At 62.0% G+C, this 25,916-nt stretch carries 24 protein-coding genes, 1 tRNA gene and 1 pseudogene; 13 read left to right on the forward strand and 13 right to left on the reverse strand.

The features are described 5' to 3' along the window. Window positions 1-70: 70 nt before the first annotated feature. Window positions 71-493, reverse strand: coding sequence for a VOC family protein (locus ACREC7_RS06935; RefSeq protein WP_431554960.1), 423 nt, complete (start codon window positions 491-493; stop codon window positions 71-73). 121 nt (window positions 494-614) lie between these two features. Here ACREC7_RS06935 and ACREC7_RS06940 point away from each other — a divergent pair, with 121 nt between their 5' ends. Then, window positions 615-1,181 carry an HNH endonuclease gene (locus ACREC7_RS06940; protein ID WP_431554961.1) on the forward strand — a complete coding sequence of 189 codons (567 nt, stop codon included), beginning with the start codon at window positions 615-617 and terminating at the stop codon, window positions 1,179-1,181. Between the two features lie 343 nt (window positions 1,182-1,524). Here ACREC7_RS06940 and ACREC7_RS06945 read toward each other — a convergent pair whose 3' ends face one another. Continuing rightward, entirely contained in the window at window positions 1,525-2,040 is a 516-nt protein-coding gene (locus ACREC7_RS06945; protein ID WP_431554962.1) for a disulfide bond formation protein B, read from the reverse strand. Further along, window positions 2,030-2,611, reverse strand: coding sequence for a YqaA family protein (locus ACREC7_RS06950; RefSeq protein WP_431554963.1), 582 nt, complete (start codon window positions 2,609-2,611; stop codon window positions 2,030-2,032). The genes ACREC7_RS06945 and ACREC7_RS06950 overlap by 11 nt, the downstream gene beginning before the upstream one ends. A gap of 147 nt (window positions 2,612-2,758) precedes the next feature. Here ACREC7_RS06950 and ACREC7_RS06955 point away from each other — a divergent pair, with 147 nt between their 5' ends. Together ACREC7_RS06955 and ACREC7_RS06960 are read left to right on the forward strand one after the other, a co-directional pair. Continuing rightward, a complete protein-coding gene (locus tag ACREC7_RS06955) occupies window positions 2,759-3,727 on the forward strand; it encodes a hypothetical protein (RefSeq protein WP_431554964.1) in 969 nt (322 codons plus the stop codon). A gap of 34 nt (window positions 3,728-3,761) precedes the next feature. Next, window positions 3,762-3,847: transfer RNA gene (locus tag ACREC7_RS06960), tRNA-Leu, on the forward strand. 165 nt (window positions 3,848-4,012) lie between these two features. On the opposite strand, the pseudogene ACREC7_RS06965 reads toward ACREC7_RS06960, so the two are convergent. Further along, window positions 4,013-4,351 (reverse strand): annotated as a pseudogene (locus ACREC7_RS06965) (DUF1127 domain-containing protein); the annotation flags it as partial. Window positions 4,352-4,512: 161 nt separating this feature from the next. On the opposite strand from ACREC7_RS06965, the gene ACREC7_RS06970 reads away from it, so the two are divergent. Further along, window positions 4,513-5,814 carry an alpha/beta fold hydrolase gene (locus tag ACREC7_RS06970; RefSeq protein ID WP_431554965.1) on the forward strand — a complete coding sequence of 434 codons (1,302 nt, stop codon included), beginning with the start codon at window positions 4,513-4,515 and terminating at the stop codon, window positions 5,812-5,814. A gap of 128 nt (window positions 5,815-5,942) precedes the next feature. Beyond that, window positions 5,943-6,740 (forward strand): outer membrane protein, encoded by a 798-nt coding sequence (locus ACREC7_RS06975; protein ID WP_431554966.1) that lies wholly within the window; start codon window positions 5,943-5,945, stop codon window positions 6,738-6,740. Window positions 6,741-6,825: 85 nt separating this feature from the next. Here ACREC7_RS06975 and ACREC7_RS06980 read toward each other — a convergent pair whose 3' ends face one another. Continuing rightward, window positions 6,826-8,613, reverse strand: a complete 1,788-nt coding sequence (locus tag ACREC7_RS06980) for a carboxylesterase/lipase family protein (RefSeq protein WP_431554992.1) — start codon at window positions 8,611-8,613, stop codon at window positions 6,826-6,828. On the opposite strand from ACREC7_RS06980, the gene ACREC7_RS06985 reads away from it, so the two are divergent. Further along, window positions 8,528-9,220, forward strand: a complete 693-nt coding sequence (locus ACREC7_RS06985) for a hypothetical protein (RefSeq protein WP_431554995.1) — start codon at window positions 8,528-8,530, stop codon at window positions 9,218-9,220. The two genes, ACREC7_RS06980 and ACREC7_RS06985, sit on opposite strands and share 86 nt — an antisense overlap. A 63-nt stretch (window positions 9,221-9,283) precedes the next feature. Beyond that, window positions 9,284-10,045, forward strand: a complete 762-nt coding sequence (locus ACREC7_RS06990; RefSeq protein WP_431554967.1) for a DUF4239 domain-containing protein — start codon at window positions 9,284-9,286, stop codon at window positions 10,043-10,045. A gap of 46 nt (window positions 10,046-10,091) precedes the next feature. Here ACREC7_RS06990 and ACREC7_RS06995 read toward each other — a convergent pair whose 3' ends face one another. Further along, entirely contained in the window at window positions 10,092-10,562 is a 471-nt protein-coding gene (locus tag ACREC7_RS06995; protein ID WP_431554968.1) for an RrF2 family transcriptional regulator, read from the reverse strand. 158 nt (window positions 10,563-10,720) lie between these two features. Then, a complete protein-coding gene (locus ACREC7_RS07000; RefSeq protein ID WP_431554969.1) occupies window positions 10,721-11,125 on the reverse strand; it encodes a hypothetical protein in 405 nt (134 codons plus the stop codon). Window positions 11,126-11,334: 209 nt separating this feature from the next. On the opposite strand from ACREC7_RS07000, the gene ACREC7_RS07005 reads away from it, so the two are divergent. Then, a complete protein-coding gene (locus ACREC7_RS07005) occupies window positions 11,335-12,054 on the forward strand; it encodes a Crp/Fnr family transcriptional regulator (protein ID WP_431554970.1) in 720 nt (239 codons plus the stop codon). Window positions 12,055-12,075: 21 nt separating this feature from the next. Here the strand turns inward: ACREC7_RS07005 and ACREC7_RS07010 are convergent, their stop codons facing one another. Further along, on the reverse strand, window positions 12,076-13,071 hold the full coding sequence (locus tag ACREC7_RS07010) for a Crp/Fnr family transcriptional regulator (RefSeq protein WP_431554971.1): 996 nt from the start codon (window positions 13,069-13,071) through the stop codon (window positions 12,076-12,078). Between the two features lie 174 nt (window positions 13,072-13,245). Continuing rightward, window positions 13,246-14,298 carry a patatin-like phospholipase family protein gene (locus ACREC7_RS07015; protein WP_431554972.1) on the reverse strand — a complete coding sequence of 351 codons (1,053 nt, stop codon included), beginning with the start codon at window positions 14,296-14,298 and terminating at the stop codon, window positions 13,246-13,248. 248 nt (window positions 14,299-14,546) lie between these two features. Between ACREC7_RS07015 and ACREC7_RS07020 the strand changes: the two genes are divergently transcribed. Then, complete coding sequence (locus tag ACREC7_RS07020) at window positions 14,547-17,420, forward strand: PAS domain-containing protein (protein ID WP_431554973.1); 2,874 nt, start codon at window positions 14,547-14,549, stop codon at window positions 17,418-17,420. A gap of 75 nt (window positions 17,421-17,495) precedes the next feature. Here ACREC7_RS07020 and ACREC7_RS07025 read toward each other — a convergent pair whose 3' ends face one another. The 3 genes from ACREC7_RS07025 to ACREC7_RS07035 all read right to left on the reverse strand — a co-directional run bounded on the left by ACREC7_RS07025 (window position 17,496) and on the right by ACREC7_RS07035 (window position 20,635). Continuing rightward, window positions 17,496-17,768, reverse strand: coding sequence for a DUF6582 domain-containing protein (locus ACREC7_RS07025; RefSeq protein WP_431554974.1), 273 nt, complete (start codon window positions 17,766-17,768; stop codon window positions 17,496-17,498). 65 nt (window positions 17,769-17,833) lie between these two features. Beyond that, complete coding sequence (locus ACREC7_RS07030; protein ID WP_431554975.1) at window positions 17,834-18,319, reverse strand: ferritin-like domain-containing protein; 486 nt, start codon at window positions 18,317-18,319, stop codon at window positions 17,834-17,836. A gap of 183 nt (window positions 18,320-18,502) precedes the next feature. After that, the gene (locus ACREC7_RS07035) at window positions 18,503-20,635 is read right to left on the reverse strand and encodes a tetratricopeptide repeat protein (RefSeq protein ID WP_431554993.1); all 2,133 of its coding nucleotides are present in this window, start codon (window positions 20,633-20,635) and stop codon (window positions 18,503-18,505) included. Window positions 20,636-21,337: 702 nt separating this feature from the next. On the opposite strand from ACREC7_RS07035, the gene hemA reads away from it, so the two are divergent. From hemA to ACREC7_RS07055, 4 genes are all read left to right on the forward strand, one after another. After that, the gene (gene hemA, locus ACREC7_RS07040) at window positions 21,338-22,570 is read left to right on the forward strand and encodes a 5-aminolevulinate synthase (protein ID WP_431554994.1); all 1,233 of its coding nucleotides are present in this window, start codon (window positions 21,338-21,340) and stop codon (window positions 22,568-22,570) included. A 137-nt stretch (window positions 22,571-22,707) separates the two neighbouring features. Next, on the forward strand, window positions 22,708-23,697 hold the full coding sequence (locus ACREC7_RS07045) for a radical SAM/SPASM domain-containing protein (protein ID WP_431554976.1): 990 nt from the start codon (window positions 22,708-22,710) through the stop codon (window positions 23,695-23,697). 8 nt (window positions 23,698-23,705) lie between these two features. Continuing rightward, window positions 23,706-24,635 carry a glycosyltransferase family 2 protein gene (locus ACREC7_RS07050; protein ID WP_431554977.1) on the forward strand — a complete coding sequence of 310 codons (930 nt, stop codon included), beginning with the start codon at window positions 23,706-23,708 and terminating at the stop codon, window positions 24,633-24,635. Window positions 24,636-24,675: 40 nt separating this feature from the next. Continuing rightward, complete coding sequence (locus tag ACREC7_RS07055; protein WP_431554978.1) at window positions 24,676-25,434, forward strand: DUF6675 family protein; 759 nt, start codon at window positions 24,676-24,678, stop codon at window positions 25,432-25,434. A gap of 28 nt (window positions 25,435-25,462) precedes the next feature. Here ACREC7_RS07055 and ACREC7_RS07060 read toward each other — a convergent pair whose 3' ends face one another. After that, a complete protein-coding gene (locus ACREC7_RS07060; RefSeq protein WP_431554979.1) occupies window positions 25,463-25,858 on the reverse strand; it encodes a hypothetical protein in 396 nt (131 codons plus the stop codon). Window positions 25,859-25,916 lie beyond the last annotated feature (58 nt).

Raw genomic sequence — 25,916 nt, forward strand, 5'->3', positions numbered from 1 at the left:
GCGCTAAAGCGCGCCGACCTCCCCGCGAGGGGGAGGTAAAATACTTGCCGAGCGATCGGTGTCCGAGCGCTCAAGCAGCCCAAGGATCGTAGGTGCCGAAGGTCCAGACATGGCCTTCGATGTCTCTGGCCGTGTAGTCGCGGCCGCCATAGTCCTGCGTCTTGATGTCGATCACGATCTCGGCTCCTGCTTCTTTCGCCCGTGCATAATGCGCATCGGCGTCATCGACCACCACATAGATGCCTTGCGTCACCGGCTCGCCCTTCGTGGGCGCTGCGACCAAACGTCCGTACTCGGTCTCGACATCGCCGAGCATGATCATGCCGTTGCCGAGGTTCAGCTCGGCATGGGCGATTTTTCCGCCCTCCGCCGGCACGACCATCTTCCGCGCAAAGCCGAACGCCGCGCAGAGCCAATCGATGGCTGCCGCCGCATCGCGATAGCGCAAAGCCGGAATGATTCGGCCGCCCAAGTCTGTCGCCTGCTCAACCATGATCTCGTTCCTCTAGCCAAAATTTCTACCGCATCTAGGGTGCTTCACAGAGCTGACACGTCCCTATAGTATCCCCGCGCGTGACCCGAGTGCGACGGGCAAGCTTGAAGGAATAGCTGCCTTGAACGTCGCCACCGCCTCCGCCTCGCCGGGTTCGTTTCCCGCCCTCGTGCTCAACGCCGACTACCGGCCCTTGAGCTACTACCCTCTCTCCCTCTGGGGCTGGCAGGACACGGTGAAGGCGGTGTTCCTGGACCGCGTCAATATCGTCTCCGAATATGACCGGTGTGTACGCTCCCCCTCCTTCGAGATGAAGCTGCCGAGCGTGGTGTCGCTCAAGACCTATATCAGGCCGGCGCTCTATCCCGCCTTCACCCGATTCAACGTGTTCCTGCGCGACCGCTTCATCTGCCAATATTGCGGCGACGACGAGGATCTCACCTTCGATCATCTGGTGCCGCGCTCGCGTGGCGGCATGACCCGCTGGGACAATGTGGTCGCCGCCTGCGCCCCGTGCAATCTCCAGAAGGGCGGCAAGCTGCCGAACGAAGCCAAGATGTTTCCCTCGCAGAAGCCCTACCGGCCGACGGTGTTCGAGCTGCACCGCAACGGGAGGCTGTTCCCGCCGAACTATCTGCACGAGAGCTGGCTCGACTATCTCTACTGGGATACCGAGCTCGAGCCGTAAGCCGCCTAGCGGTTGCTCGTCATGCCCGGACTTGATCCGGGCATCCATGCCGTTACCTCTCCGCGCGTGGAGACACATCGGAATGGATTGCCGGGTCAAGCCCGGCAATGACGAAGCATGAGGGTCTAGCGCCGAAGACTCACACCCCACCCGGCTCGGCCCTTGGCCGAGCCACCCTCCCCGTCAAGGGGAGGGATGGAGATTGTTGGCGCTCCACCAGATACCCATACCTCCCACTCGTGGGGAGGTCGGCGCGCTTGCGCGCCGGGTGGGGGAAGAGTGTCGACGATCTGACATTGGAGCCCCCTCGCCCCAACCCTCTCCCCGCTGGGGAGAGGGGGCTTTAGCGCCGCAAGCTTGCGCCATAGGCAGTGATGCCGGCGAGAAGTGCCGAGATCGCCGCGTTCCAGCCGGCGAAGGAGAGGCCAAGCATGCGCCACGACGCCTCGCTGCAGCTCACCACTTGCGCATGCTCGATGGCGCCGGCAACGCCGGCCTGGCCCCATTCCACTGCAGTCCCGCCGGCGCAAGTCGTCGGCCCGGCCCACCACTTCCACTCCACGCCTGCGTGATAGACGCCGACGCCGGCATTGACGAGGAAGGCGAGGCCGGCCAGCACGAGCAGGGCGCGAGCGAGCGTGAACGACTCGGCGCGCGCGGCGAAGAAGGCAACGACTGTCGCCGGCACGCCGAAATAATAGGCGTAGCGCTCTTGCAGGCAGAGCGGGCAAGGCGCGTAGCCGAAGCGCTCGAAGATGTGAGCGAGCAAGATGGTCGCAAATGCGATCGAGAAGGCGAGCGCGCTCACCAGCATCAGCTGGCCGGCGAGCCTGTCGGCTGATGCGGCCCTAGAAGGCATATTTGGCGATGAGGAAGCCGCCGACGATCGCCGCCAGGAAGCCGGTGGTGACAAGGGTCAGGCGCTTCTCGATAAACCCGCGGATCGGCTCGCCATAGATGCGCAACAGTTCGGCCTCGAGGAAGAAGCGCGCGCCGCGGGTGATGAACGACAGCACGATGAACATGAAGAAATCATAGCCGGCAAAGCCCGAAGCGATGGTCACGATCTTGAACGGGATGGGCGTGAGCCCTTTGATCAGGATCACCCACGCACCCCATTTGGCATAGGCCTCGCGGAACGCCTCGATCCCCTGGCCGTAGCCGTAGAGCGAGATCAGCCAATGGCCGAGCGTGTCATAGAGCAGCGCGCCGATGGCGTAGCCGAGCATGCCGCCAAGCACCGAAGCGATGGTGCAGACGAGCGCATAGAGCCTCGCCTTCGCAGGATTAGCGAGCGCCATGGGCACGAGGATGACGTCGGGCGGGATGGGGAAGAACGAGCTTTCGGCAAAGGACACGGCGGCCAGAGCCGGCAGCGCATAACGCCCTTTGGAGAGCTCGACCACTCTGTCGTAGAGGCCCCGTAGCATTCCGCCTGCTTAGCCTTGCAAGCGCTACTTGTCCATCCGGGCAAGCCAAGCCCGCGCACGCCTTGGCTTCCGCAGGTGGAACACGCTTGGCGCCTAGTGTATCAAGTGTCTCAACAACTATCGGTGAGGCCCAGCGGGAGCCGTACGATGCGGTTGACTGCAACAGTCTGCGTCGCGTTGGCAGCCTCGCTCTGTGTGACCTTCGAACACGCCTCCGCTCAGAGTTGCCCCGATGATGGCAACAAGCTTCTGAGCAGTTTCTCGGAGGCGAAGGACGCCCTTAAGACAAAAGGGTGCTCCGAGCTCGACCAGTTCATCTCGGCTCGAACGCTCTATGCAGATTTTCTCGATACCGCCTTGGCCAAGGGATGCTCTGAGTTCTACGTGGCATTGAACCGCATACTGCTCTCGGAAACCTACAAGAATCCCCCGGCGGATTGCGGGGCCGCCTGGCAGGCGAAAGGCGACAATCGCCAGCTTCAGTATGATGCCATCGCGGTGCTCAATCGCGACATCGGCCCCGGTGTCTTCGACGGCGACGCGATCGTCCTAAAGCAACAATTCTGGCACGAAGACAATCACACGGTTGGGCTTGCAATTCGTAAGTGCCGGAAAAAGGGCGCCAATGCGGCCTTCGCCATACAATGCGCGGAGGGGAGTGAGCCCAGTGAATCCAGCGACTACAGGTTCGATGTGACCCTCATCGACCCGCAACGAATCGACGTGATGGAGAGATCGGCTCTGACCGTCGAGACGATTAATAGCGCGAACACCCCCGAAGAGTACGTCAGGACCTTGACGAGAAGAGGCACAACCTGGGACGCAACGCGCATCGTCCTGCACTGCCTTCCGGACGCAGTGCATCAAGGCGGCTGGCGGCGAGGTGAACATGAACCTTGTCCAGCGCTATTGCGATCCCGAGGTCAATTGCAACGATGTGCTCTCGCATATCGGAGACGTGCTCGCGATGATGCGGCGCGCGCCGCACTGATACTACCGAACCGGAGAGAGACATGCGCCCTGAGCGGGGGTCGTTTCCCATCCGCTATTTCAACGTCCTGTCTGCCGACTAAGGCTTGCCGGCACTGGCGGCGGAGCGAACGAGCGTGCGGTTGACCCCGGCTTTTGCTTGCCCCATGTATCGCTTCGTGCCCCAGTGGCGGAATGGTAGACGCGGCAGACTCAAAATCTGTTGCCTGCAAGGGCGTGCTGGTTCGAGTCCGGCCTGGGGCACCATTCCCTCGAATCAGGACAGCACGGCTCGGGGCCGATGTGGATCGCTGCTCCTTCACTGCAAGCGACTTGCACCTCTACTTCTTGCCGGGGTCGCTGGCGCACTCCGCGCCGTACAAGGGTGGGGTCGCGGGCCAGATCGCCCCGAACACCGGCCTCAATCTCACCGCGGTTGAGCCCAATGTCCTTCAGCTCGCAGTTGGACATATGCCCGAGCTGCGCGATGGCCATCCGCTGCAGGCGCCAATCCATGTAAGTGCGCCACCAGCGCCCAGGGCTCCGGCCCGCAGCGTGAAGAATGGCGGTCGCGACACGATCGCGGCAGCGAGTTGCGCTTAAGCTGCTCGCGATCGTCTTCGTGAGTTCGCCTGTCGTCTTCTTGTCGTGAAATGCGAGGTCGGCTGGTTCCGACGGTGCCGCTCGTCTGCTTTGCCAGCGCTCGGCTGCGGGGACATTTTGCGAGCCGTACCGCACATCACTCGGCCGGCGGATGACATCGAGGTCCATTTCTGTCTCTCCTTCGAGGTTTCTCGTTGCCCGGGGCGTTTTCCGATAACCTTGACCGCGAGGCAGACCGAGATTGACAGGAAGGGACGGCCGGGTGTCCTTACCCCGGCCTTATGTTCTTCTGATCGTTTGCTTAGTGCCGCTGCAAGGAGGCACTGCCCATGGCGGTCCATTGTTTCGGTGGGTTCGAGCTGAACGAGGACTCTCGCAGCCTCCGTCTCGCCGGGAACGAGATCGAGGTGCAGCCCCTGGTCTTCGATTTCCTCGCCCTTCTCTTGCGGCATCAGGACCGGGCATTGAGCAAGGCAGAACTGCTCGACGCGCTGTGGCCTGGCGTCACGGTGACCGAGGCCTCGTTGCAGCGCGCGGCAAGCCTCGCTCGCGGTATCCTTCGCCAGGGAGGCATGGAAGCGGCGCTCCGCACCCTGCCTAGGTTCGGCTATCGGCTTTACCTCGATTCACCGGCCGCTTCGGAGCAAGGGTCGAGTCCTGCGGAATCAACTGACCCGGTCCCGGCGGCGGCCACGACCGCAACAGCGGACAGCACACCGAAGCCGGCACTGCGGCAGGAGATTCGTTTCTGTACCGCGTCGGATGGCATCCGCATCGCCTACGCCGAGGTCGGCGCGGGGCCGCCGCTGCTCAAGACAGCCAACTGGCTCAATCATCTGGAATCCGACTGGCAGAGCCCGATCTGGAGTCATCTGCTGCACGCGCTGGCCGCGGACCATCGTTTGATCCGCTACGATGCGCGCGGCAACGGGCTGTCGGACTGGCACGTTGATGACATCTCTTTCGATGCCTTCGTGCGCGATCTGGAAAGTGTGGTCGAAGCCGCCGGCCTCGAACGGTTTCCTTTGCTCGGCATTTCGCAGGGCTGCGCCGTCTCGGTGGCCTATGCTGTGCGGCATCCCGAGCGCGTCAGCCATCTGGTGCTCTACGGCGGATTTGCCCGCGGCCGCCGCAAACGCGGCTCACCCGGCGAAATCGAGCAGGCCGATGCGGTGCTTACGCTGATGCGTCATGGTTGGGGACGGGAAAACCCGGCGTTTCGCCAGATCTTCACGACGCGCTTCCTGCCCAGTGGCACGCCCGAGCAGATGCGCTGGTTCAACGACCTGCAGAAGAACACTGCTTCGCCCGAGAACGCCATCCGCATCAGGCTGGCCTCCGAGAACATCGACGTCGTCGATCTGCTGCCGCGCGTTCGCGTCCCCACCCTGGTGCTGCATTGCCGCGACGATGCGGCGCAGCCATTCGAAGAAGGACGCCGGCTTGCCGCCGGCATTCCGGGCGCGCACTTCGTGGCGCTCGAAGGGCGCAATCATCTGATGCTGGAAAATGACCCCGGCGTGAGCCGATTTCTCGATGAAGTGAGGCACTTTCTCAAGAGCGATCAAGACCGATTCGATCGCACGAGCGCGCCTGCAACGACAGGAACGGCTTCAGGCGTCAGCCGGTAGGGATCGAAGGTGGCAACATGAACCGGCCGAGAAAGAAATTCCGGGCCTGTTGTACCAAGGTGACAGCGGGTTTTCCGAAACAGTGCTTAGGATTTGCTTGAGGCGTTGGGTCTAGCCCTGGAACAACCATGAACAAGCCTGCTCGATGGAGTCTTTACCTCGCCGGCTTGGCCATTTTGGCACTCCCGACGGCCGCCGATGCTATCCCCTTCTCGTGGACGGGGTTCTACATCGGCGGCAATGCAGGCGCAGGATTCGGTGGTGACTCTACGTCCGTCGATCTCGAGGGCTTCAATTATTTCGTGGCCAACCCTGTGCCAGGTGAAGTCACCAAAGTCGGGACCGATTCCGCTTTCATTGGCGGGGGTCAGATTGGGTACAACTACGGATTCAATAATCTCGTCGCAGGTATCGAAGCCGATTTTTCGGGGTTCGATTTCCAGGCAGCTAAAATCCCGAACAGTTCAAGGGCAGACTGGGGGTCCGACACCCGCGTCAGTGTGGAGATGAACTGGCTGTCGACGGTGCGGGGCCGCTTGGGCCTCGCCATGGATCGATGGCTCATATATGGCACCGGCGGCGTAGCCTTCAGCGACGGTGAATATCGCAATCATGACTTTTGCAGTACCGTCCCCCGCTGCGGCGGCGGCCTGATCGACGCCAAAGGCGACATGGATACTGGATGGACGGTCGGCGGCGGCGCGGAATTTGCCTGGATGGCAAATTGGACTGCCAAGGCGGAGTACATGTTCGTACGCTTCGATGGCGAGGTCTATTCGGGAACCGCCACTTACCCCGCGCCCAGAGACCCCGTTAGCTACCGATTCTCTGCGAGCCCGGCAGAGTTCAACATCGTCCGGGTTGGCCTCAACTACAAATTCGGCGGGCGCTATGAGGCGCCCCTGAGCGAGACGCCCCTGAAATAGCAACTGTGTTGGTTGAGCCTTGCGGCCCACTGCAAGTCGGTTCGAGTCCGGCCTGGGGCACCATTCCCAAAACCTCAGCCCACACTCAATGCGTCGGGAAAGGCGTGTCGTAGGGTCCGTACAGATTGGCCCAACCTTGCTCGGACCAGAATTTGCACTTGTGCACATCCCTGAAAGTCGAATCCGCAGCCACGCGGTCAGTCCTCAACGTCATGTATTGCGGGCTTGAAGAGGTGAATTTTGGCCACGCCGGCAATCCCTCGCCATTTGGATCGCCGTGTGCAGCAAAATTCGTCCAATACTTGATCATGGTCGTAGACAGGCGTTGCTGGGCGTCGGTCAAGGTGACGTCCATCTTCCACAGATAGGGAAGCTCCGATGTGTGGCCGGCCCCTTTCATTCCGCCGGTAGAGAGCGGAAACAGCGGAATGGGCCAAGGGGCGTTTTTATCGGCAAACTCGAAGGCGTAAACAGGCACCCAAGGCGCGAGCAGCTGGTTCGCCAGCTCGGTGTTACACGCTCCAAGTCTGTTCCTGGTCGCCGCCCCGTTCTCGGCGGAGTCCGTCTCGACGGCCACCAAGGCGTAGCTCGGCGTGGGGTAATTTGCCGTCGGGTACTTTTCCAAAATCGCCTGAGTTCGCGACTCTCCAAAGAGGGTCGTGATGATTTGCGGATACTGCGCCTCAGTCACCAGCTTGCCCACGCCGTCGTAAGCTGGTGCCACGAAGAACAACGCTTCGTCTTTGGTCGAGCCCTCCATGACGGGCACCTTGTTGAACCGACCGAATGCGATCGCGTGGCGTATGGGCAACGGAAAGGCCCCTGCTCCCGTCGCTGGTTGCCCTATCGGAGCAATGCCGGTTTGCTTGGCGAGGATGGCCGCAGCCGGCAGCTTGCGCAGGCAGGCAACGTCGCTGCAGCCAAGCTCGGAGGCAATCTTCGCGCCTGCTTCTTCCGACGCAGTCAGCGTCGGGTAATATTGGTCCTGACAGGGCGCACTTTCCGTGATGGCCCTTTGGAACAGGCCGGCGGCCTGAGGCGACACGAGCAGGATGCAGACGGCCTGCCCGCCACCTGACTCGCCGGCGATCGTGACGTTGTCAGGATCGCCACCAAAGTCGGCGATATTCCTTTTCACCCACTGAAGCGCAAACTGCTGGTCGAGGGTCGCATAGTTGCCTGACCCCATCGCAGCGTCTTCAGCCGTGAGCTGGGCATGCGCGAAGAATGCGAAGATGTTCAGTCGATAGTTGATCGTAACCGCGATGACGGGCGTCCCTCGCGTCACGAGCCAGCGTCCGTCATATTCGGATCCGGTCGTGACGATCTGTGTGCCTCCATGGATCCAAACGATGACCGGCAATTTATTGTGCGAAGATTTGTGGGGTGCCCAAACGTTTAGGTAAAGACAGTCCTCGTTGACGCCGGCGAGCCTGCCTGTTTGCGGGCATGGACTCCCGGGCTCAAATGCATCTCTGGTTCCTGACCAATGGGCAGGAGGCTGTGGCGGAGCCCATCGCAAATTCGCGACCGGGGGCGCCGCGTACGGAATGCCCTGATAGACTTCGACCTCCCCATCCTCGGAGACCTTCCCGCGCACGGAGCCTGAGTCGGTAAGGGCAGTCACGTAGCCCCCGCTTGGCGGGACCGCAGGCGTCTCGGCGTGAGCCAACGATGCGATCATTAGCGTCGCCGTGGCCAATCTGAGTAACCGGCCGGTATGTTTTTCCGGATAGTTTTCTCCCGACGCTCTCAATCTAACCTCCCATTTCGCGAGGTAGGCGGTGATGGGCCTCATTCGATCTAGCACAATCGCAGTCCTTCTAATCGCCGGCCTAGCCTCTGCCGAACCCATCAAGGTCGGCGACACCATCGAGAGCGTGCGCAACACCCGCTATTGCGAGATCATCCCCATCGTCCGCGACGGGCTTCATCTCACCGCCACGGTGTACAATACGCTCAGCCACAACGACTGCCCGCCGAAGATCTGGGACGGTATCACCGAGGACGCCATGAAGCAGCGCTTCGGCGCGCTCATGGTGCTGATGAACGGCCCGCGTTATTTCATCATGGACGAGATCAGCGCGTCCGGTGCGAGCGCCTCAGGCAAGACCATCGACGTCGACGGCATGGAGCTGACGATGCGGGCCTCGATCGATCTTGGCCTGTTCGACCTTCTGCACCGGCCCTATCGCGAAACCACCATCGACCGCGACACGGTCTATCGCTTCAAGGCCGGGAGCCCGGTGTTCCTGCTCGGAGGACCGGACGGCAGCCGCTATGTCATGCAGGCCTATGCGCAGATCGTCGACAAGACGCTGACATACGACGATTTGCCCACGCTCGGCACCAAGCTGAAATTGCCTTCAGGCTGGCGTTATTCCACCATGGTCCCGCAACAGGACATCGTCGCCGGCGCCAAGGGGACGGCGACCGTGGTGCAGGACGATCTCGACAACACCTATCAGAAGCTGGATTGATCCTGGAACTGGTGTCAGTCTCAGCCTCACAAGCGTTGCTCTCGCATTGATGGGATGGATTGTATGTCTCCGATTGTCGTCTCTTTTATTGCATTTGCCCTGGCGCTGGTCGGCATATGGCTCGGCAGCGTCATGCAAAGACTGTTGCCAGAGGGTCATCTCAGCTCTGACTCCAAGGAAGTCGTAAAGCTGACCATGGGGGTGGTAGCGACGCTGGCGGCTCTTGTGCTTGGGCTATTGGTCGCGAGCGCGAAGGGTACCTATGACGCACGCGAGAGTGAAATCAATCAGATCACCGCTTACGTGATCCTGCTCGATAACTTGCTTGCGAAATATGGAGATGAGGCTCAAACCGCGCGAGCATCGCTGCGCCAAGCAATTCCACGCATGGTTGACCGGATTTGGAGAGAAGGGCAATCCGTGCCACTTGAGTCAACTCCCTTCAAGGCATCGGCTGAGGGCGAAGCCTTCTATCAACGGGTCCAGGAGCTTCAACCAAGCAACGACACCCAACGCGGACTTAAGGAGCGGGTAGTTCAGGTCACCACAGATCTGGCACAAGCGCGATTCCTGCTCTTTTCGCATCTTGGTAGTTCGATACCGGTTCCTTTTCTGGCAGTCCTGCTGCTCTGGATGATCGTTTTGTTCGCCGGCTTCTCACTCATGGCGCCTGCCAACGCGACGACTTTGGCGTCGCTTGTCATCTGCGCACTGTCGGTCTCGGGGGCGATCTTCCTTATTCTGGAACTCGACCAACCGTTCTCCGGCATCATGGTGATCCGAAGCGAACCTCTGTTAAATGCATTGCCCGCTCTCGGCCACTAGATGTCACCCAGGACGTCGGCTCGAGTTAAGCCTCAGCCGCTCGCCGCTAGTGGCTGGCGGTGCTCGCCGCGCGCGCCCGGCGCAAGGCTCTGCCGGGGAGACCCGCCTCGCGCGGCCTGGCGACGATCAGGTCGGCAAGCGTGTGCTTGTCCAGAACCTCGATGAACGCTTCTACCGCCTCGCCGAGCATGCGGTTGATCGGCGCCGCGCGCTTGATGCCGCAAGGAAGGGTCGTGCCGCCCACGCATTCGGCCTCGACATGGGTCGCTTCGGTGACGCGGATCACGTCGCCGATGCCGATCTCCTCAGGCCTCCGCGCCAGCTTCAGCCCCCCGGTGCGGCCTCGGCTCGTGGTGATGAAGCCGCCGCGCACGAGGATCGGCACGATCTTCGCCACGTTGAATTCGGTGATGCCGTGTTCGGCGGCGATATCCGCCGCCTTGACGTGCTTGCCGCCGGAAAGCGCACAATGGATCAGAATCCTGAGCGCGTAGCTGGTTTGCTTGGTCAGTCGCATTGGTCGATATCCACGGGGCCCGGGAGGCCGGACTATACCAGATCGCGAGCATGCCAATAGCCGCAATCTCGGCGGTTGCACAAGGCCACGGCTTTGAAACGGAAAGCCCCTCAGCCTCGCCACCCAGAGGCCAATGTCCCTGACTCTTCTGGCCCAATTCACTCCCTGGCGCCGAAAGCGACTTGCTTGCTGCTGTCGACGACGGCGAGCGTGCTTGCCTCGTCGCCGCATCTGAGATCGAGCGACTGGTTCTTGTCGCCGTCGATGCGGATCATCTGCTGCGGCTTCAGGCTGACCTGGACGCGCTCGGCCGAGCGTGGCTCGCCGGAGGGATCGTTCGAAGCCTCCCAGACCACCGCTTGCAGGCCGCAGTTTCCGTTGTCCGGCACATAGAACGCGACAATGCGCCGGCTGCCGACCGAAGCGAGAATGGGCTCGTTGGGTCCGACCGGGCCCATTTTGGTCAAGGGCTCCTCCGCACCGGCGGGGAGATTGGCCGTGAGCGCGACCAAGGCGCCGGCTGCGGCCAAGGTCAAGAAGCGGCTATGAATGAGCGCAGTCATCGATTCCATCTCCTTCGGTTTCGCTCGGCAAGACCATCTCGGGCGCGAAGCGTTGGCGGGAGATTGATGCGTCCCTCGGGGGCACGCTGTGGCAATTGCCACAGGCGAAGGACGGCAAGTGACCGGCAGTGTTTTTGGCCAAGTTCTCCGGCCCGGACTGGAGTATGTTGCGGCGCGCGCCGCAATGAGAGGCGCGGGAGCCTGCGGCAATGGTCAAGTCGGCGAACAGGCAGCTTGGGCGGCTTCAACAGTCTCTCGAAGGCATCGCCATCCTTGCCGGGCTCAGCCCCGAGGCTCGCGAGCGCCTGCACAAGCGTTGCACCTGGCGCCGCTGCCGGCCTGGAGATCCGATCGTCGGCTATCTCGATGCTTCAGATGACGTGTTCTTCATCGTCGACGGGGAGGTTCGCGTCACCATCTATTCGGTGGCCGGCAGGGCGGTGAGCTTTCGCAATCTCGGTCCAGGCGAGGTGTTCGGTGAATATCCTGCCATCGACGGCGGTCCCCGCTCGGCAAGCGTCGAAGCGGCAAGAAGCAGCCTTATCGCTTCACTGTCGGCTTCAGCCTTCCAAGAGCTGTTGCAAACCGAGCCGAAGGTGGCGCAGGCACTGCTGCCGCAACTCGTGACCAAGATCCGCGCGCTCACGACGCGCGTCTATGAGTTCAGCACGCTTGCCGTCAACAATCGCATCCAAGCCGAGCTGTTGCGGCTCGCCAGCCTTGGCACCCGCCAAGGCAAGGCCGCGCACATCGTCCCGGCGCCGACCCATGTAGAGATCGCAAGCCGCGTCAGCACCCACCGTGAGGCCGTGACCAGAGAGCTCAACCGGCTGTCGCGCATCGGCATCATCGAGAGCAAGAGGGGCGCGCTTCTGGTCAAGGACGTCGACCGCCTGGCCGGGATGGTTCACGAGGCGACCGGCGAATAGGCGGAACCTCGTGGCGCGGGACTAAAGGGTAATCCGGTAGATGCACTCATACCGGCCTTCCTCGCCGAGTTCCTTGAGCTCGCCCTCGACCTTGCATTTGACGCCGATCTCTTCGGCGACCCCTTCGAAAAAGGGCAAAAGTTCGGGCCAGCTCAGATAGCGCTCGATGTCGAGTTTCTTGGCGATGCGGCCGTATCTCGAGACGCCGAAGACCCTGATCACCGTCTCGCCGGGAAGATACTCGAAGACTTCGAAGTTGTATTCCGGCGAGGCCGAGTGCACCGCGGTGATGAACACGAGCGCCGGCGCCCTTGAATCCTTCGGCACATCGACGCCGAGCTCGAGCGCTTCTCTCGTCTTCAGTTGGCCGAGCTTCCTGAACACGGCCTTGGAAATGGTGTCGGCCTCGCGCCAGCCGAATCGATCGCCGATATGGGCGAGCATCAATCCGTAGAATGCAGCGGAAACGTTGGAGAGCTTGAGCGTCATCTCCTCGGCTGATTTGGGGAAGGTCTTTTCCACGAGATACGCTTTTACTTCTTCATCGGGATAGGTGTCCTTGGCGCGGATGCCCTGCATCTCGGCATAGATCCGCCGCGCGGTGATGGCCATGATGTGCGCGCTGAACTCGTAAACGCGCGTCGACAGCCGGCGAATCGTCGCCACCAGCTGCTTGAGCAGGGCCTGCGCCACCGCCGGCTCGGTTTCCGCGAGGTCGCGAAAAGCGGCGGCCGGCATCAAAGCGACCAGGCAGCTCGTTCGCGCCTCGACGCTCGCCGAGCGCGGACGGCCGTCGATGGCTGGGTACTCGCCGAACATGTCGCCGGGGGCAAGATCGTGAAAGCTCACCACCTTGCCGGTCAGCGAATAGATGATGACGCGAGCTTCGCCTTCGACGAGGAAGAATACGTCGTCGGAACGGTCGAGATACTCGACGATCGGCTCGCCGGGCTCATAACGCCGCCAGCTGCAGCGCTGCTCGATGTCCTTGAGGCCGGCCGGGGAAAGGCCCGCCAATACCGGAATCGCCGCCAAAGAGCGTTGAGACTGTGCGGTTTGGGACTCTGCCATCGCCGGGGCCCTGGACCCCCCAACTCGAACCGGGCAACAATACCCCACCTAGCGCTCAGTTTGTATCCGAAACCGGCGCACAAAGGTCGCGGACCGACGGCGTGACAGTTCGATGAACGGTCAGAGAAAGCGCTGCTCGATCGACGTCGACGACTCCTTGCCGATCTTGTCGAAATGCTCCGAGAGAAAGATGTCGGCACGCTGGCGGCCGAGCTCGAACAGCCATTTGAGAAAGTCGCGCCCGACATTGATCTTGCTCGACACGCCGAGAGGGCTCATCTTGTCTTCCGCCTCGATGCAGTGGATCAGCATCTTCTTGAGCTGGCCGTCCTTGTCGAAACCGCTTTCGACCAGACGGTTCACGAAATTGATGGCGCGCATTTCGCGCATCAGGCTGGAATTGAAGCTGAGCGTATTGATGCGATCGAGGATGGCTTGCGCCGTCTGCGGCACCTGCTCGATGTGGATGGGGTTGACCATGATGAGCAGTACATCGGTCGAGGCGCAGTTGTAGATGAGCGGAAAGATCGGCGGATTGCCCATATAGCCGCCGTCCCAGAAATACTCGCCGTCGATCTCGATCGCCTGAAACACCGATGGAATGCAGGCCGAGGCGAGCACGGCCTCGACCGTGATGTCGCCATGTTCGAACACGCGCAGCCTGTTGGTGATGACATTGCTCGCACAAACGAAGAGTTTGACCTTGTCGGATCGGCTCAACGCCTCGAAGTCGATCTGCTCGCGCAAGATGTCGCGCAATGGATGGTAATTCCCGGGGTTCATCTGGTATGGCGAGAGCACCCGCGACAAGGTGTCCAGCACGATCCAGCCCGGCGAATAGTCGAGGCTTCCCCGGCTGCGCAACTGATCGATCCATGACGGCTGCATGATCGACCAGGCGCCGTTCTCGGCCACCGCCTCCCAGAATCTGCGCAAAGCCTGGCGGGCGCTCTCGTTGCCGCCGAGCGTCAGCCCATAGGCCGCGACCGTCGCATTCATGGCCCCGGCGCTGGTCCCCACGATTCCTTCGATGGCGATGCGTCCATCTTCCAGGATGCGATCGAGAGCGCCCCAGGCAAAGGCGCCATGCGACCCCCCGCCTTGCAAAGCGAGGTTGATCTGCTTGCGATTGGCGCCTGAATGTCCCGCCGCGTGCGTCAGACTGACCTCCACTCAAAACTGTGCAGTTTGCAGCCCCTTGGCGGCCACTCGTGCGGTTATGGGATACATGCTAAGATTACAGCAAGGACAGGGAAAGTTGGCGCAGCTGCGTATGAACTATGGCGGTAAACAGTTTACCAGACGAGCGGGTATTCGTATTGATTTGAGCTGAATAAGCCTGCGCTCTGGGCGCCAAGCAGATCGACTCTCAAGAGCGGTGTGTCCGGCGGTCGAGATCCTCCTTGGAGGAGACATTGGCTATGTATGAAGCCGAAGGTCGGACGGGTAGGCCCAAACAGGACGTTCCGCTGCCGGCCGCAGCCGTTGCCGAAGACGACAAGAAGACCAAGAAGCAGCTGGTCGACGAGATCTCCAGCCTGCGCCAGCGAATCCAGGATCTCGAGGCCTTCGAATCCGAGCGCAAGGCGATCGCCAAAGAACTGAAGGGCACGCGCCAGCGGCTGCAGTACCTCCTCGCCGTCAGTCCCGCCATTATCTACACCACCAAGGCCTCGGGCGACTACGCCTGCACCTTCGTCAGCGAGAACCTGCGCGCCATCATGGGATATGGGCCACAGGAGATGACCACCGACCCGAAGGGCTGGCCCGATCATCTCCACCCCGATGACGCTCCGCGTGCGTTCGGCGAAATGCTTCCTATGATCGGGCGCGGAGGCGGATCCGTCGAATATCGCTTTCGGCATCGTGACGGTCACTACATTTGGATCCAGGACACCTTCAAGGTCGTTTATGACGATTCCGGCCATCCTCTGGAGCTCGTCGGCGCCTGGGCCGAAATTACCGAGCGCAAGGAAGCAGAGCGACATGCTCTCGAGGCGAACGCCGAGATCCAGGAGACCAAGCGTTACCTGACGAGGCTGATCGAGAGCTCTCCCGACGCCATCATCGCCACCGACAAGCTGGGCAATGTCGTGCTGTTCAACGAGGGCGCCGAAACCTTGCTGGGCTATCGCGCCAGCGAGGTCGTTGGCCGCCCGACCACGCAGCTCTACGAGAATGAGGACCGATCGAGGGAGCTCGTGCTCGAGATGCGCAAGCGCGGCGGCATGGCTTCCGGTTACGAGAGCGTGCTGAGGGCGAAGGACGGTCACAGCGTTCCGGTGCTGATCGCGGCTTCGGTGCTCCTCGATAAGGACGGCCAGGAGGCCGGCATGGTCGGCTTTGCCACCGACCTCAGAACCCGCAAGAAGGAGGAGGAGGAGCTTCGCCGGGCGCATGACGAGTTGGAAAAGCACGTGGAAGAGCGCACCACCGAACTGAAAGCGGCGCGCGAGCGGCTCCGCTACCTGATGACGGTCACGCCGGCGATCGTCTACACCAATCAGGCGAGCGACTACACCTGCACCTTCGTCAGCGAGAACGTGTCCCGCATCATGGGATTTTCCGCCTGGGAGATGCTTGAGGACAAGGATTTCTGGACCGTGCGTCTGCATCCCGAAGATGCCAAGCGCGTTTTCGGGGAAATGGGGCCGCTGATCGAACAAGGCAGCGGCACCATCGAATATCGCTTCCGCCATCGCGACGGGCATTACATCTGGATCCAGGACACTTTCAGGGTGATGCGGGACGATCAGGGCAATCCTTTGGAGATCGTCGGGTCCTGGGCCGACATCTCCGGGCGCAAACAGGCGGAAAATGCGCTCGGCGAACGCATGGCGGTGATGAACGACCTGGAAACTCTGGTCGGTGCCAGCCCCGCCATCATCTACACCACGCAGGTAACCGGCGATTACGCCTGTACCTTCGTCAGCGACAATCTCGATTCGATCATGGGGTACGCGCCGTGGGAGATGCGCGACGACAAGAAGTTCTGGGTCAAACGCCTTCATCCCGACGATGCCAACCGCGTGTTCAGCGAGATGGATGGGCTGATCGGCCAGGGCGGCGGCGCCTTGGAGTACCGCTTCCGCCACCGCGACGGCCACTATATCTGGATCCAAGACACCTTGACGGTGATGCGTGACGATGCGGGCAATCCGAGCGAGATCGTCGGATCCTGGGCCGACGTGTCCGACCGCAAACGCGTCGAGGCCGAGCTGCAGAAACTGGCCGAGCAGGTCGAGCTGCGCAACAAGTTCATTCGCGAGACCTTCGGCAAATATCTGACCGACGAGGTGGTTTCCACGGTGCTCGAATCTCCCGCCGGACTTCAGACCGGGGGAGAGAAGCGCAAGATCACCATGATGATGACCGACCTGCGCGGCTTCACCTCGCTGTCCGAGCGACTGCCTCCGGAACGCGTGGTGGCCCTGCTCAATCGCTATCTCACCACCATGGTCTCGGTCATCAAGCAGTACCAGGGCACCATCGACGAGTTCATCGGCGACGCGATCTTCGTCCTGTTCGGAGCGCCGGTCTGGCAGGAGGACGATGCCGAGCGCGCGGTGGCCTGCGCCGTGGCGATGCAGCTCGCCATGTCCTCGATCAACGAGCAGAACCAGCAAGAAGATCTGCCCGAGCTCGAGATGGGCATCGGGATTCATACCGGTCAGGTGGTGGTGGGGAATATTGGCTCGGCCGAGCGGATGAAATATGGCGTGGTCGGCAGTCAGGTCAACCTCACCTCCCGCATCCAATCCTGCACCATAGGCGGCCAGATCCTTATCTCTGAGACTACCCGGCTCGAGGCCGGGCGCGGTCTCAAGATCGGACAGCAGATCGAGGTGAAGGCAAAGGGAGTCGAGCACCCCATCACCCTCTCCGAGGTCCTGGGAATTGGCGGGAAGTACAAGCTGCTGTTGACCGAGACGAGCGAGGCGCTCACCGAGCTTCCCGAGGAAATTCCTCTCCGCTACGAGGTCGTCGAATCGAGTCAGGTCGGCGGAGAGACCCGCAGGGGAGCCCTCACCAAGCTCGCCCGCAAATGGGCCGAGGCGCGGCTCGAGGCTCCGGTCCCCCCGCTGAGCAACCTGAAAATGCGGCTGATCGGCTCCGACGACCAAGAGTTGCCTGGGACGCTCTACGGCAAGGTGGTGGCGAGCGTGCCCGGGAGCAGCTCCCGATTTTCGGTCCGCTTCACTTCCGTGCCGCCTGAGATCGATGCCGTATTGCGCAAGCTGACTGCGCCCCCGGCCACCGCGACTGGGGTCGCCTCGGGCGCGGCGGCCGGCTGAAGGCTGCCTCAAGCAAATTCGAGGGGCCAGCCGGAACGCCAGCCCCTCGAAATTGCCGGTCGCGACACTTCGTGTTTAGCGGCGCCCAAGTTCGCGCCAGCTGCTCTCTTTCACGTCGACGCCGTAATACTGCGCCGCCTTCTTGATGTTGGCGAAGGCGAGCTCGCGGTCGGCGTCGGAAACACCCTCGACCTGATCGAAGCGCGCCAGCGCGTTCTTCACGTGACCGGCGTCGGTCAGTGGCTCTTTGCGTTGCCGCGGAAAGGCGAACACGCTTTCCGGCAGCTCGGCCCGATTGTGAATTTCGCCATATTCGGTGCTCGGCATCCAAGTGGCTTGAGCAGCCATTGTCATTTCCTCCTTAATTGGTTTCGGGGTCCACGCGGGCTCCCTCAATCCCCCCAAAGCCGAAATCAGCGCTTCCGCTTGGTCGCCCCGGTCGCCTTCAAGCGGCTCACGTCCGGCACATCCTCGCCGAGCGCGGTGGCGAGATCGATCTGGTGATCCTGCTCCTGCACGAGAATTTCCCGGATTTGTTCGGCCATGGCAAACTCGCCGAGCGCCTCGCACTGCCTAATTCGCTCGCGGTAGTTAACGATGGTTTCATTCTCGTTATCCAAATCGAATTTCAGCATGTCGCGCGGTTTCTCCGAGACCTTGACCGGCTTCGGCGTGACGGTCGGCATCTTGCCGAGATAATCGATCTGCCGCGAGAGGATCAGGGCATGCTGCAGCTCTTGATGGGCATGCTGCTCGAGCTGATCGGCGATGTTCATATATTCGGCGCCCTTCAGCACCTGCGAATAGACCACGTAGGCGATGATCGCCTGATATTCGCGGGAAAGGTCCTCGTTCAAAAGCTTTGCCAGCTGGTCTCTGGTAATTGCCTGGTCCGCCATCATGTTCCTCCAGATTGCTGCGACTGATTGTCGTGACCTGAAGGGTCAGGCCACTTCCTAAGTGAGTATCCAGCACGGTTATAGCTGCACCGGCTGCATCTGGCCAAGATCATGCAGCGCAGAGCTGGCTCGATGAGCCGAGAGGGTCAAAGCGGTAAACAGACCGCTAAGCGCGCAAGCCCGTCACTGCTGCTTCCCTTGCGCCCCAGGGCGCAGCGTCTCGATCAAACTTCTGAGCTCGGTGTTATCAGGCTCAATCTTCGCAAGCTCTTCCGCATAGATGAGCGCGGCCGCGATATCCCCGGCATCGCGGTTGAAGCTGACGAGCGCGGAGAGCGTGTCGCGATCCCCCTTGTGCCGGGCGAGATTATCCTTGAGAGCCTGGATTGCATCGCCGCGGCGGCCGCTCGCCTCGAGCGCCACGGCATAGACATAGGCATAGCGTGTGCGGGTTGGCTCGAGCGCGGCGGCACTGGCAAGCTCGGCAAGCGCCCCGTCCTGGCGCTTCAGCCGCACCAAGGCGAGGCCGAGCGCGTGATGCAGCCCGGCGTCCTTGGGCGAGGCTTCGATTGCGCGGCGCAGCACGCTCTCGGCATCGGCGTCACGCCCAAGCTGGCGGTAGAGGTCGGCGAGATTGGCCGCGGCCGGGCCAAAGGCCGGACTTAGCCGCAGCGCCGCCTTGTATTCCTCCTCCGCCTCGCTCGCCTGCCCCTGCCTTGCGTAGAAGCCGCCGAGCGTCGCCCGCGCTTCCGGCCGATCGGCATTCAACGCCTGCGCCGCCAGAAACTCCTGCGTCGCGCGCTTCAGCCGCTCGCCGTCAACCCCCGAGAGTCGATCGCCCGAGACGCCCGCGAGCAGGGACGCAGCTTTGATGCGCACGCCAAGCACGGGATCGGACAGAAGCGGCGAAACCACCGGCCAGAGCTGGTTCGGCGGCACATTGTCCAGCATGTCGAGCGCGGCGATGCGCACCATTGGATCGGGATCTGACAGTCCCGCTCGCGCCAGACCGAGATTGGCCGGAGAAACATGGCCGGCAAGCTCGGCGAGCGCGCCGGCGCGGGCGAAGGCAGGGGCCTTGGCATCGGCAGCGACGGCGGCAAGCAGGGTGGCAGCGCCTGGCTCGTCGTGCCACGCCGCATGGAAGGCGTGCGCGTAATTTTGCAGACCTTCGCGCTCAGGTCCGAACCAGCCTTCGATTGCCGTGGCAGCCCATGAGGCCGGCTTGTCCTTATGGCAATCGTTGCAGGCGTTGCTCGTCTCGAACTGATCCGACAGGTCAGGGCGGGGAACGCGGAAGCTGTGATCGTGCCGCTGGTCGATCACCATGAAGGTGCGCTCTGGCATATGACAGGACACGCAGGTCAGCGCCGGGTTGACCCCCTGGTGATGGGTATGCGCGGGCTTGGCGTAAGCGCCGGTGTGGCATTGCAGGCAGACCGGGTCGCCTGAGAATTTCAGCTTGGCGCTGTGCGGATCGTGGCAGTCGCTGCAGGTCACGCCTGCCGCATACATCCTGCTCTGCTTGAAGGAGCCGTAGTTATAGACCTCGTCCAGCATCTGCCCGTCAGCCTGGTAGAGCCCTTGGGAGAGCACCGCCACGAGATGCGTGTCGGAGAGCGGCCGCCCCGGCACCCAGTCTTCGGACAGTTGCCCACGCCGCGCATGGCAGAGCCCACAAGTCTCGACCTCCTTGCGCAGATCCGTAGGCGAAGCGCTCCGCACCGGATTGCCGGTCTTCGCGTCGTGTGCCCAGGTCACCCCGGTTCGTTCGTCGAAGCGCACGACGAGGCCCTTGTCGGGGTCGTTCTCCTTGCCGCCTTGCCCCTTGGCCCAGGCCACATGCGCCGAGCCCTGGCCGTGGCAAGTTTCGCAGCCGACGCTGATCTCGGCCCACGTCGTGGCGAAGCGGTCCTTCGCAGCGTCGTAATTCTTGCGCACGCCTGTCGAGTGGCACTCGGCGCACATGAAGTTCCAATTCTGATTGAGCTTGGTCCAGTGCAGCACGTCGTCGTGGCGGATCTCCTCATGCGGATAGAGGTGGAACCAGCGCTGCCCTCCTTCGCTCTTGGGGCGCGAGTCCCAGGCAAGCGAGAGCGCCTGGATCCGCCCGTCGGGAAACTCGACGAGATATTGCTGCAAGGGATAAAGCCCGAAAGTGTATTTCACCTCGAAAGGTGCGAGCTTGCCGTCCGGGCCGTCGGTCTCGACGAAGAACTTGCCGTCCTTGCGGAAGAAGCGCGAGCGCAGGCCGAAGTAGTCGAAGCTCGCATCGTTGAAATCGCCGAGCACGCTCTGCTCGGTGGCATGCGCCATGGCGTGCGCGTGTTGCGATCCGTGCCACAGCTTCGCCTCCCCGCCATGGCATGAGGCGCAGGTGTCGCTGCCGACGAAGCTCAGGGCTTGTGCCGAACGACCGCCCTCATCCGGCGGCTTGGTCGGCGACCCGTAGAGCGCAAAGAGCACTCCGGTGCCAAGCACGATGGCGGCGGCGGCGCCGGCCGCAATGAAAAGCGCGCGCTTTGGAGCGCCGCCCGCGCGCGGCTCCTCACTTGCCTCCTGCGCGGGGGCCGATTGCTCCGGGCCCGGCTTCTGCCGCGTTCTTTTGTGTGGAGGTTTGTGCCGGTTGCGAGCCAAGGTCTTGTCCGTTCGGGTGGGGCTCAGCTTCTCATGCCCCAGTCCGCCGCCGTCAATGACCGATTGGGCGGGCTTTAGCGAGACCGATCCCGCCCCCTCTTTGAGATAGGTCAAGGAGCGCTGGGCTTCGAGCCTTAAGACTTCTCCGAACGAACGAGGCCGAATCTTCGTTTTGCTTACGTTCAGAAAAGCCCAGCTATAGGACTTGCCGACACTCTTTCAGGCCGAGGCGTTGAACATGGGCGATTTGTTGGGATTTTGGGCAATTTCACCAAAACGCGCGACGCTTTGGCAGGCAAAGAAGGAAGCCGAGCCACTATATTTCCGTGGCCGGGTGTGGTTCAAAAGAGCCGGGTCGCCGAAGAGTTCAGGTTGAGGATGATGGACTACGACACTTATTTTCGCGAGCACCTCGAAGCGCTTCACCGCGAAGGCCGCTACCGGGTCTTCGCCGACCTGAAGCGCCGCTGCGGGGCCTATCCTGCCGCCGATCAGTTCACCGGCAAGGGCACTCGCGATGTGACGGTGTGGTGCTCGAACGACTATCTCGGCATGAGCCAGCACCCGGCGGTGCGCGCCGCCATGCATGAGGCGATCGATACGGTCGGCGCCGGCTCCGGCGGCACCCGCAACATCTCCGGCACCACGCATTATCATGTCGAGCTTGAGGCCGAGCTTGCCGATCTGCACGGCAAGGAGGCAGCCCTCCTCTTCACCTCGGCCTATATCGCCAACGATGCCACGCTCTCCACCCTCCAGCGTCTCGTACCCGGTCTCGTGATCTTCTCCGACGAGAAGAACCACGCCTCGATGATCCAGGGCATCCGCCACGGCGGCGGCGAAAAGCATATCTTCCGCCACAACGACGTCGAGCACCTCGAGGAGAAGCTCAAGAAGTACCCGCGCGGCACGCCGAAGATCATCGTGTTCGAGAGCGTCTATTCGATGGACGGTCACATCGCTCCCATCGAAGCCATCGCCGACCTCGCCGCCAAGTACAATGCCCTGACCTACCTCGATGAAGTCCACGCCGTCGGGCTCTACGGCCCGCGCGGCGGCGGTATCGCCGAGCGCGATAACGTGATGCACCGCATCGACATCATCAACGGCACGCTGGCCAAGGGCTTCGGCGTCATGGGCGGATATATCGCCGCAAGCAAGGCCTGCTGCGACGCCATCCGCTCTTATGCGCCCGGCTTCATCTTCACCACCTCGCTCGCGCCTGCCATCGTCGCCGGCGCGCTTGCCAGCATCCGTCATCTGAAGGTAAGCAATGTCGAGCGGGTGCGCATGCAGGAGCGCGTGCGCACGCTGAAAACTCAGCTCATCGCCGCCGGCCTTCCGGTGATGGACAATCCGAGCCACATCGTTCCGGTGATGGTCGGCGATCCGGTGCACTGCAAGGCGGTGACCGACACTCTGCTCGAGCATTACGGAATTTACGTGCAGCCGATCAACTATCCGACGGTGCCGCGCGGCACCGAGCGCATGCGGCTGACGCCGTCGCCGGTGCACACCGACGCGCAGATGGCAGCGCTGATCGCTGCCTTGCAGCAGCTGTGGGCGCGCTGCCCGGTAGCCAACGGCCAATATGTGAGGCTCGCCGCAGAGTAGCCGCGCGCCTCTCCTTGCCGCATCCGGCCAAACTCGACATACTCTGAATATCATGTCCCTCGGTGCTCCACATCGAGGGAGTTCGGCTGCGCCCGTCGAAAGCTTTCGGTCCCCAGACGGCATATTGGCGATAAGCAATGGTGCAAAACCTTGTTCGTCGAGGACCCGATGGAGGACCAGGTTCGGCGGCCACCGTCTCTCCCCGCCGCATCAGGCTGGAGGCGTCATCCTTTTGCCAATTGCGCTGCCCTTCGTGCCCGACCACGACTGGTGCAATTCATCCGGCGGTTGGCAGCGGCTTTCTCGAATTTGAGAACTTCCAGCGTCTCCTGGACCTCAACCCAAATCTGGAGCGCATCGAGATTTCCAACTACGGCGAGATATTTCTCAATCCGCATTTGCTCCGGATTCTCGAATACGCCCATCGCCAGGGAGTCCCGATCACGCTGGAGAACGGAGTCAACCTGAACCACGCCAAGGAGGAGGCTCTCGAAGGACTGGTTAGGTATCGAGTGAAGATCATGACGTGCTCGATCGACGGCGCGAGCCCGGAGACCTACAGCATCTATCGCGTGCGTGGCGATTTCGACGCGGTGATCGCCAATATTGAAAGGATCAACGCCCATAAGCGCGCTTACGCCTCGGACTTGCCCCACCTTGTTTGGCAGTTCGTCGTATTCGGCCACAACGAGCACGAAATCCCCATCGCCCGTGAGATGGCGGAGCGGCTGGGCATGGAGTTCCGCACCAAGCTGACCTGGGATTCCAAATTCTCACCCATTCGCGATCACGCGTTCGTCCGCGCCCAGACAGGCATACCGGCCACGCGTGATGAGTTCGAGGAACTCCATGGCGAGAAATATGCGAGCGGCATCTGTCATCAACTCTGGGATGACCCGCAGATCAATTGGGATGGAAAAGTTCTAGGCTGCTGCAGGAATTTTTGGGGGGATTTTGGCGGCAATGCCTTCAGCGAGGGCTTGATCGAGAGCCTCAATAACGAAAATATGACTTACGCGCGCGAGATGTTGAGCGGGCGGAAACCGCCGCGCGATGACATCCCCTGCACCACGTGCGAAAATTATCATGCCATGCGCGACCGCTCCCGCTTCATCAGCAAGGAATAGAACGATCCATGGGTGAGGTCGCCGATCAAACCGGCAGTGACGTCATGCGGCGAGAGATCGAGGCTCTGCTGGCCGAAATCGACACGGAGCTTGCGGGTCTTGTCAGAGGCGAGAGGGACTTTGAGGCCCGCGCCGAGCGGGTCAAGCGGCGGCTGACCGGTCCAGCCTTCTTGATCGGCCCCGCCAGCCACCCCGATCCTTCCGTGCCACTTGTCAGCGTCGTGCTCCCGACGCGCGATCGCGCCGCCTCCATCGGCGATGCCATCAGAAGCGTCCAGGCCCAGAGTTTTGCCAGTTGGGAGCTGATCATCGTCGACGATGGCAGCCGTGACCGGACCTCCGAGGTGGTCGCGGCATTTCTGCCCGACCGGCGCATCCGGTATGTCGTGCAAGAGGCTTCCGGGCACGCCGCGGCGCGCAACCGCGCGGTCAGCCTGTCGCATGGCGCGCTGATCGCCTATATCGACAGCGACAATTTGTGGTACCCGCATTTTCTCGATGCCGCGGTTACCGCGCTCGCGGCGCTTGCCGAGATCGATTGCGTCTACGGGGCGCTCGTGACTGAAGCGCATCCCCAGGCTCCGCGCACGATTCTGTTCGAGGCGTTCGATTGGCGCCGGCTGCTCCGCGCCAACTACATCGATCTCAACACCGTCGTGCACCGCCGGTCTCTCATTGAGAGCTACGGTGGATTCGATGAGGGACTGAGCCGCCTGGTGGACTGGGACCTTTTGCTGCGAGTGACACGAGAGAAGCCGGCTTTCCGCGTGCCGGTGCTTGCGGCGCATTATCGCGTGGTCGACGATCAGCGCGTGTCGGTGACCTGTCCGTTCGAGTCCAATTATGATGCGATCCAACGCAAATGGAGCGTTTCGGCCGGGGATAGAGCCAGCGAAGCAGGCGCCGAGAGTCCGGACCTAGGTCTCGCCGCAGAGTAGCCGCGCTCTTAGGCTAGGCTTTCCTCCCAGGTCGGAAAGAGTGCCAGTCTCCTTGCGCACGCTGCTTGCCATCGCCGTGCTCCTATGTTCGGCCGGTCTATGCGCCGCCGAGCGAGGGCCGCTTCCGCCTTGTGCCGGCGTTGAGCCGGTTCCTGCCTATGCGGCGCCCGGCGCCCCACCCAACAGCCATGTGTGGAAGAGCGCCGAGCTCGGCGGCTGGACGCCGCCAGCCTGCGCCGGCTTCACCGCAAAGGGCGATGGCGTCTTGGTTGCCGTCGCCGGCAGCTTTCCATTCACGGGAAGCGCCGATGCGCTGCTTGCGCGCTTCGGCGCCGTCTCGGCGCTGAAGGGCCTGAAATATTGGTCGGTGACCGAGGGCGGCTGGCGAACGTTGATCACCAAGGCGAGCGCGCTCGAAGGCCCCGACGCGAGCCGCCCGCGCTCCGACTTCACCCTCGCCGAGATGCGAAGCGGCGTCGGCCTCTATTTCGCGCAAAGCGAGAACCGCGCCGCCGGCGACGTCGTCTATCGGATGCGGGTGCGGGACTTCGGACCGGAACGCTTCGTCGTCGCCATCGACAATGTGAGCCCGGTCAGCCGCTATCTCGTCACGCTGTTCAATCCCGGCGATCTCACTTCCATCCACTTTCTCGAGCGCAGAAGCCCAGGGGTGTGGGGCTATTACGGCCTCGCCTGGGCTGGCGACGGCCTCGTCTCGCGGCTCGCCGTGCCGGAAGCCTCCTACCTCAATCGCGCGATGGCGCTCTACCGGCATTTCCTCGGCGAAAATCGACCCTAGGCTTAGCGACTTCCGTGCGGATCGAGGGTCACACCCACCCGAGTTTGAGATCAAAGCCCGATGCTTCGATCGACTTCAGGACGAAGTCGTCCTCGAGGCCTGGCCCCCTTCCAACCACCGCGATGTTGAGGCGCCTCGGCGCCCCGTTAATGAAGTAGGTGGGGATCTCAAAGACATGCCGTTCCGTCGGGGAGCCGGACTTATCCGTGAGATATCCGAGAAAAAAGAAATCGATCGTCACGGCATGAGCTTGCCAGTCGGCCAGGGTCTCGATCGCCGACGTAATGATGATCAGCTGATTCTTCTTGCTGGGGTTCGACATGCGCAACGGCAAAGAAACGCTCAAGCCGACATAGGTTGCGTTGGCGAAATCGCCGTCGTGGAAGTCGGCGTTGTCCCCCAGGTGCAAATCTAGTTCAGACATAACTCGCTCCTCGACAAACGATATGGTCGTAACGCAACTATAGATAGCATCGGCGTTT

Origin of the sequence: Methyloceanibacter sp., from assembly GCF_050728395.1 — a bacterium.
GTDB lineage: Bacteria > Pseudomonadota > Alphaproteobacteria > Rhizobiales > Methyloligellaceae > Methyloceanibacter.

Bases quoted from the DNA above. Each gene is read 5' to 3' on its own strand.
- ACREC7_RS06935 (WP_431554960.1), bottom strand. From the start codon at position 493: ATGGTTGAGCAGGCGACAGACTTGGGCGGCCGAATCATTCCGGCTTTG.
- ACREC7_RS06945 (WP_431554962.1), bottom strand. From the start codon at position 2,040: ATGCCTTCTAGGGCCGCATCAGCCGACAGGCTCGCCGGCCAGCTGATG.
- ACREC7_RS06950 (WP_431554963.1), bottom strand. From the start codon at position 2,611: ATGCTACGGGGCCTCTACGACAGAGTGGTCGAGCTCTCCAAAGGGCGT.
- ACREC7_RS06955 (WP_431554964.1), top strand. From the start codon at position 2,759: ATGCGGTTGACTGCAACAGTCTGCGTCGCGTTGGCAGCCTCGCTCTGT.
- ACREC7_RS06970 (WP_431554965.1), top strand. From the start codon at position 4,513: ATGGCGGTCCATTGTTTCGGTGGGTTCGAGCTGAACGAGGACTCTCGC.
- ACREC7_RS06975 (WP_431554966.1), top strand. From the start codon at position 5,943: ATGAACAAGCCTGCTCGATGGAGTCTTTACCTCGCCGGCTTGGCCATT.
- ACREC7_RS06985 (WP_431554995.1), top strand. From the start codon at position 8,528: ATGGGCCTCATTCGATCTAGCACAATCGCAGTCCTTCTAATCGCCGGC.
- ACREC7_RS06980 (WP_431554992.1), bottom strand. From the start codon at position 8,613: ATGGTGTCGCCGACCTTGATGGGTTCGGCAGAGGCTAGGCCGGCGATT.
- ACREC7_RS06990 (WP_431554967.1), top strand. From the start codon at position 9,284: ATGTCTCCGATTGTCGTCTCTTTTATTGCATTTGCCCTGGCGCTGGTC.
- ACREC7_RS06995 (WP_431554968.1), bottom strand. From the start codon at position 10,562: ATGCGACTGACCAAGCAAACCAGCTACGCGCTCAGGATTCTGATCCAT.
- ACREC7_RS07000 (WP_431554969.1), bottom strand. From the start codon at position 11,125: ATGACTGCGCTCATTCATAGCCGCTTCTTGACCTTGGCCGCAGCCGGC.
- ACREC7_RS07005 (WP_431554970.1), top strand. From the start codon at position 11,335: ATGGTCAAGTCGGCGAACAGGCAGCTTGGGCGGCTTCAACAGTCTCTC.
- ACREC7_RS07020 (WP_431554973.1), top strand. From the start codon at position 14,547: ATGTATGAAGCCGAAGGTCGGACGGGTAGGCCCAAACAGGACGTTCCG.
- ACREC7_RS07025 (WP_431554974.1), bottom strand. From the start codon at position 17,768: ATGGCTGCTCAAGCCACTTGGATGCCGAGCACCGAATATGGCGAAATT.
- ACREC7_RS07030 (WP_431554975.1), bottom strand. From the start codon at position 18,319: ATGGCGGACCAGGCAATTACCAGAGACCAGCTGGCAAAGCTTTTGAAC.
- ACREC7_RS07035 (WP_431554993.1), bottom strand. From the start codon at position 20,635: ATGGCGCATGCCACCGAGCAGAGCGTGCTCGGCGATTTCAACGATGCG.
- hemA (WP_431554994.1), top strand. From the start codon at position 21,338: ATGGACTACGACACTTATTTTCGCGAGCACCTCGAAGCGCTTCACCGC.
- ACREC7_RS07045 (WP_431554976.1), top strand. From the start codon at position 22,708: ATGGTGCAAAACCTTGTTCGTCGAGGACCCGATGGAGGACCAGGTTCG.
- ACREC7_RS07050 (WP_431554977.1), top strand. From the start codon at position 23,706: ATGGGTGAGGTCGCCGATCAAACCGGCAGTGACGTCATGCGGCGAGAG.
- ACREC7_RS07060 (WP_431554979.1), bottom strand. From the start codon at position 25,858: ATGTCTGAACTAGATTTGCACCTGGGGGACAACGCCGACTTCCACGAC.